Annotated in this window: 6 protein-coding genes; all 6 read left to right on the top strand. The window is 63.1% G+C overall.

The window, feature by feature from the left end:
- The coding region (locus tag ROA7023_RS22880; RefSeq protein WP_085881271.1) for a phage portal protein at window positions 1–651 on the top strand (651 nt) is incomplete at its 5' end.
- Window positions 644–2,446, top strand: coding sequence for a prohead protease/major capsid protein fusion protein (locus ROA7023_RS22875; RefSeq protein ID WP_085881270.1), 1,803 nt, complete (start codon window positions 644–646; stop codon window positions 2,444–2,446). The genes ROA7023_RS22880 and ROA7023_RS22875, both read left to right, overlap by 8 nt.
- Window positions 2,446–2,655: a phage head-tail joining protein gene (locus ROA7023_RS22870; RefSeq protein WP_085881269.1), complete on the top strand. Its 210-nt coding sequence runs from the start codon at window positions 2,446–2,448 to the stop codon at window positions 2,653–2,655. The genes ROA7023_RS22875 and ROA7023_RS22870 overlap by 1 nt, the downstream gene beginning before the upstream one ends.
- A 2-nt stretch (window positions 2,656–2,657) precedes the next feature.
- On the top strand, window positions 2,658–3,002 hold the full coding sequence (locus tag ROA7023_RS22865) for a DUF2190 family protein (RefSeq protein ID WP_085881268.1): 345 nt from the start codon (window positions 2,658–2,660) through the stop codon (window positions 3,000–3,002).
- An 85-nt stretch (window positions 3,003–3,087) separates the two neighbouring features.
- Window positions 3,088–3,828, top strand: a complete 741-nt coding sequence (locus ROA7023_RS22860; RefSeq protein WP_085881267.1) for an Nmad3 family putative nucleotide modification protein — start codon at window positions 3,088–3,090, stop codon at window positions 3,826–3,828.
- Window positions 3,829–3,840: 12 nt separating this feature from the next.
- Complete coding sequence (locus ROA7023_RS24220) at window positions 3,841–4,413, top strand: Nmad2 family putative nucleotide modification protein (protein WP_143535724.1); 573 nt, start codon at window positions 3,841–3,843, stop codon at window positions 4,411–4,413.
- Window positions 4,414–4,703 lie beyond the last annotated feature (290 nt).

Below are 4,703 nucleotides of genomic sequence, written 5' to 3'. Positions count from 1 at the left end.
GGCTTCATCACCGACCCGGATGGCACGGCGGGTGGGCTGACCGGCGCCAACAATGGCGGCGCGTTGACCGTTGGCATGGAACCCGGCAGCTTGATCCCCTTGCCGCCTGGCACCGACATCCGCTTTTCCAATCCGACCGAGAGCGACGCCTACGGCCCCTTCGTCAAAAACCACCTGCGCGCTGTGGCTGCGGGGATGGGCCTGCCATACGAGCTGGTCTCGGGCGATCTGGAAGGAGTGACCTATTCCTCGATCCGCGCCGGGCTGATCGAATTTCGTCGGCGCGTCGAACAGTTGCAGCACAACGTTGTCGTCCATTTGTTCTGCCGCCCGGTCTGGGAGAGGTTCGTGCGGCTGGCGGTTCTTTCGGGCGACCTGCCCGCCCGCGATTTCGACCACGATCCTGCCGCCTATCTGGCCTGCGAATGGCTCCCACCGAAGTTCGACTATGTCGATCCTAAGAAGGACGTCGAGGCCGAAATCCTTGCGATCAACGCGGGCCTCAAAAGCCGCCGTCAGGCGATTTCCGAACGGGGCTACGACGCCGAACAGGTCGATGCCGAGATCGCCGCTGACAAGGCACGCACCGATGCGCTGGGCCTGAGTTTCGGTGCGCCGCCTGTCCAGAAGGAGGACATCCCCCATGAATGACACCATCACCCTGCTGACCCGCCGCGCCGACCTAGCCCCGGCCAGCGCCAACCGCGATGACCGCACCGTCGAGGTGATCTGGTCCACAGGTGCCCCAGTGCGCCGCCGCGATATGTCTGGCCAGTATGTCGAACGCCTTAGCCTCGACCCGCAAGCGGTCGACCTGTCGCGCCTTCAGGGTGCCAGCGTCTTGGATGCGCATCGGCAATCGGCCGTCCGCGATGTGCTCGGTAGCGTGCAATCCGCCGCCGTCGATGGCCAGCGCGGCACGGCGCTGATCCGGTTCTCGTCGCGCCCCGAGGTGGAACCGCTCTGGCAGGACGTCCTGTCCGGGATCCTGCGGCACGTCTCGGTCGGCTATTCGGTCGAGGAATGGGAAGAGAGCACCGAGAACGGCGCGCGCGTTCTGACCGCAGTGCGCTGGACGCCCCACGAGATTTCCCTTGTCCCCACCCCGGCTGACCCGGGTGCCCGCATCCGCATGGAGACCAATATGCCCGACAGCACCATCACGCCTGCCCCGCCCGAGACGCAGACCCGCGCCGCGATCAACACGGAAATTCGCTCCATCGCCCGCATTGCCGGGCTGGACCAGTCCTGGATCGACGGCCAGATCGATGCCGCCGCAGATGCCGACACCGCCCGCCGTGCCGCCTTCGTGGCGCTGGCCAGCCGCAGCGCACCGACGATCCGCACGGAACAGGTTCGGGTCGAGATGGGCGAGAGCCAGGACGACCCGGCCTTGCGCGCCCGCCAGATGGGCGAAGCCCTCTACGCCCGGATCAACCCGCGCCACGAATTGTCTGAACCCGCCCGCCGCTACGCCTACGCCACGCCAGTCGATATGGCCAAGGAACTGCTCATCCTGCGCGGCGAGTCCACCATGGCACTGTCGCCCGCAAGCCTCGTCACCCGCGCCCTGCACACGACCTCAGACTTCCCGATCATCCTCGGCAACACCGTGGGCCGGGTGCTGCGCGATGCCTATCAGGCCGCGCCCTCGGGCATCCGCCGCCTTGGCCGCCAAACCTCGGCACGGGATTTCCGCTCGGTGAACAAGATCATGCTGGGCGAGGCCCCGCTGCTGGAAAAGCTGAACGAGCACGGTGAGATCAAGGCCGGAACGATGGCGGAGGCCCGCGAGGCCTACAAAATCGAGACTTGGGCCAAGAAGATCGGCATCACCCGGCAGGTGCTGGTGAATGATGATATCGGGGCGTTCTCGGACCTCGCCCGCCGCATGGGCCAAGGGGCCGCCGAGACTGAGGCCCGGATCCTCGTCACCCTGCTGGAGGCGAACAGCGGCAACGGCCCGACGCTGTCGGACACCAAAGCCCTGTTCCATGTCGACCATGGCAACAAGGCGGCCAGCGGCGCGGTGATTTCCGATGCTACCCTGTCCGCAGCCCGGCTGGCCCTGCGCACGCAGAAGGGCATCGACGGGCGCATCATCAGGGTCACGCCGAAGAACCTGCTTGTCCCGCCCGCGCTTGAGACCGTGGCGGAGAAATGGCTGGCGACCATCGCGCCCGCCACCGCCGCCGATGTGAACCCCTTCTCGGGTGCCATGTCGTTGGTGGTGGAACCGCGCCTGTCCAGCGCCACGCGTTGGTATGTCACCGCTGATCCGGGCGAGATCGACGGCCTCGAGTTCGCCTACCTATCCGGCAACGAAGGCCCACAGGTCGAAAGCCGGTCTGGATGGGACGTGGACGGTGTGGAAATCCGGGTGATCCTGGACTTCGGCGCAGGCTTCATCGACCACCGCGGCTGGTTCCAGAATGCAGGCGCGTAATGGCCGACTTCGCGCAACTGACCGCCTGGCGCGACGCCCTGATGGCCGCCCGCTATCAGGGCATCCGCACCGTCGAATACGACGGCAAGCGGGTGACCTATGCGACCGACGCCGAAATGGCAGCCGCGCTGGGCGACCTCAACCGCCAGATCACCGGCACCACGGCGCGCATCGCCGTGGTCCGCATCCAATCCTCGAAAGGGCTCTGACCATGAAGAACCATATTCAGAAAGGCGACGTCATCACCGTGCCCGCTCCCGCAGGCGGCATCACCTCTGGCGAGGGCGTGATCGTCGGCAACATCTTCGGCATCGCCGCCTATTCGGCCGTCGAGGGCGATCCGCTCGAACTGGCCACCACCGGCGTCTATCAACTGCCAAAAGCCACCGCCGCCGTACTGACTGTCGGCGCACGCGTGGCGTGGGACAACACGGCCAAGAACATCAACGTTCCGGGGACCGGGCGTTTTCCGGTGGGCATCGCGACGGAGGCTGCCGGAAACGGCATCACCAGCGTCGCCGTGCGGCTGGATGGCATCGGGACGGTGGCAGCGTAAACAATTCAACGGCTTTCGGTTGAATTGCGTGAGCGCTTCCAAGAGACTGTGTGCAGTACGGTCTCTTGGAGCCTTGGTGCGCGGAATGAAGATCATATTCAGCAGAAAGGGCTTTGACAGCGGATCAGGTGGCGGGCCATCGCCAATCATTGGTGGTTGCCCAATCACTTTGCCTATCCCGACAGACCATAGATCAGAGACCACATATGGCGATCTTGGTCTTGGCAACCATGTCAGCGTCGCCTCTAAAGGCCGCTATTCGGGCGACAGCCTCTGCCACCACGATCCAATGTTCGAGGGCGGACGCTGTGCATTTGGCCAGACCAGCGCGGCGCAGACACACCTTTCAAACAACAACGTCGGTGTCGGCGACGTGTTTCTGTTCTTTGGCCTCTTTGCCGGACCAAACGGACGCGACCGCCATCACCGGATTTTTGGCTTCTTGCAGGTCGACGAGGTCAGAACGATTGGCGCAAACCCGAGCCTGAAGGACCAACCCACCGGCTTCTCGAGGCGGCATCCGCATACGCTCGGGGCATGGAATCTCAACGACACGATGTACATCGGTCGCGGCGATGTCTCGACGCGCGACCATGATGGCCTTCGCCTATCTGTTCCGGGCGGACCTGTCAGTCTGTGGCGAGTCCCAACTTGGCTCCGACGTGTCGGGCTGACCTACCATAGCAGGGATGATCGGTGGCAAGGTTCCGACCGGCTGAACATCGTTGCTCGCGGCCAGGAATTCGTTTGCGACATCACGGATGATCACGACGCGCGTGAATGGCTGGTAGAAGTGATAGAACTCGTCTGCCGGAAATCGGATTGAGGGATTGGGACCATGGATCGTTTCTACCGATACGTACTGGCTGACGACAACGGAACGGCCCCTTGCGCGCAGAACGGGTTGCTTTCGCTTGCGACATGCAAACCCAGCATTCGGAGGACGGCAAAGGCTGGCGATTTCATCGCGTCTTTTGCCCCGGCACCCTTTCCGCGCGATATGCTTGCCTATGCAGCAAGGGTCGCGAAAGTTGTCGATTGGCCCGACTATGTCGCAGAGCACGCATACCCGGCGCGCAACGATGCTGTTTATGGGTTTTCCCCAAACGGTGATGTTCTTCGGCTACGTCCCGGCTATCACCCGACTGACCGGCACCTTCACCAGGACCTAAGCGGCCCAGTTCTGATCTTCGAGCCTTCGGAAACCTGGTACTTCGGCGAGAACCCACAGGCCCTCCCCGCGCATCTGCAATGGTGTTCTATCGGCGGCAAGGGGTCGGGCAGCGGCCGGGGCCACCGCGTCGATGACGCGGAACTTGACGAAGCCGATAGCCTGCTGACGTGGCTCAAGCGAACATATGCGCCCGGATTTCACGGCGAGCCGAGAGGCAAGAAAACGCGGGGATGTTGACTGATGACACCCGACACATCGGCATTTGGCTTACTGGGCGCTTCTCGAGCAACCGGTTCCACCCGGGGAACGCACCACGAACATCCGCCTATTTACATGTCGCATGGGTGTCGCACGGAGGAATCGGGACTGGACGTAAGGATTTGAAATCTTTGGGGAACGTGTTGTTCTGTGTTGCAAGCGCAAAAAGCGCCCCGTGGGGCGCCCTGCATTGGCCTAAGCCTTTGATATATTGATATATTTTTTGGTTGCGGGAGTAGGATTTGAACCTACGACCTTCAGGTTATGAG

This window comes from Roseisalinus antarcticus, assembly GCF_900172355.1.
Lineage (GTDB): Bacteria > Pseudomonadota > Alphaproteobacteria > Rhodobacterales > Rhodobacteraceae > Oceanicola > Oceanicola antarcticus_A.
Note: the sequence above shows the minus strand (reverse complement) of the source record. Positions and strands in the feature narration are given on the sequence as shown.

Bases quoted from the DNA above. Each gene is read 5' to 3' on its own strand.
- ROA7023_RS22865 (WP_085881268.1), top strand. From the start codon at position 2,658: ATGAAGAACCATATTCAGAAAGGCGACGTCATCACCGTGCCCGCTCCC.
- ROA7023_RS24220 (WP_143535724.1), top strand. From the start codon at position 3,841: ATGGATCGTTTCTACCGATACGTACTGGCTGACGACAACGGAACGGCC.
- ROA7023_RS22860 (WP_085881267.1), top strand. From the start codon at position 3,088: ATGAAGATCATATTCAGCAGAAAGGGCTTTGACAGCGGATCAGGTGGC.
- ROA7023_RS22870 (WP_085881269.1), top strand. From the start codon at position 2,446: ATGGCCGACTTCGCGCAACTGACCGCCTGGCGCGACGCCCTGATGGCC.
- ROA7023_RS22875 (WP_085881270.1), top strand. From the start codon at position 644: ATGAATGACACCATCACCCTGCTGACCCGCCGCGCCGACCTAGCCCCG.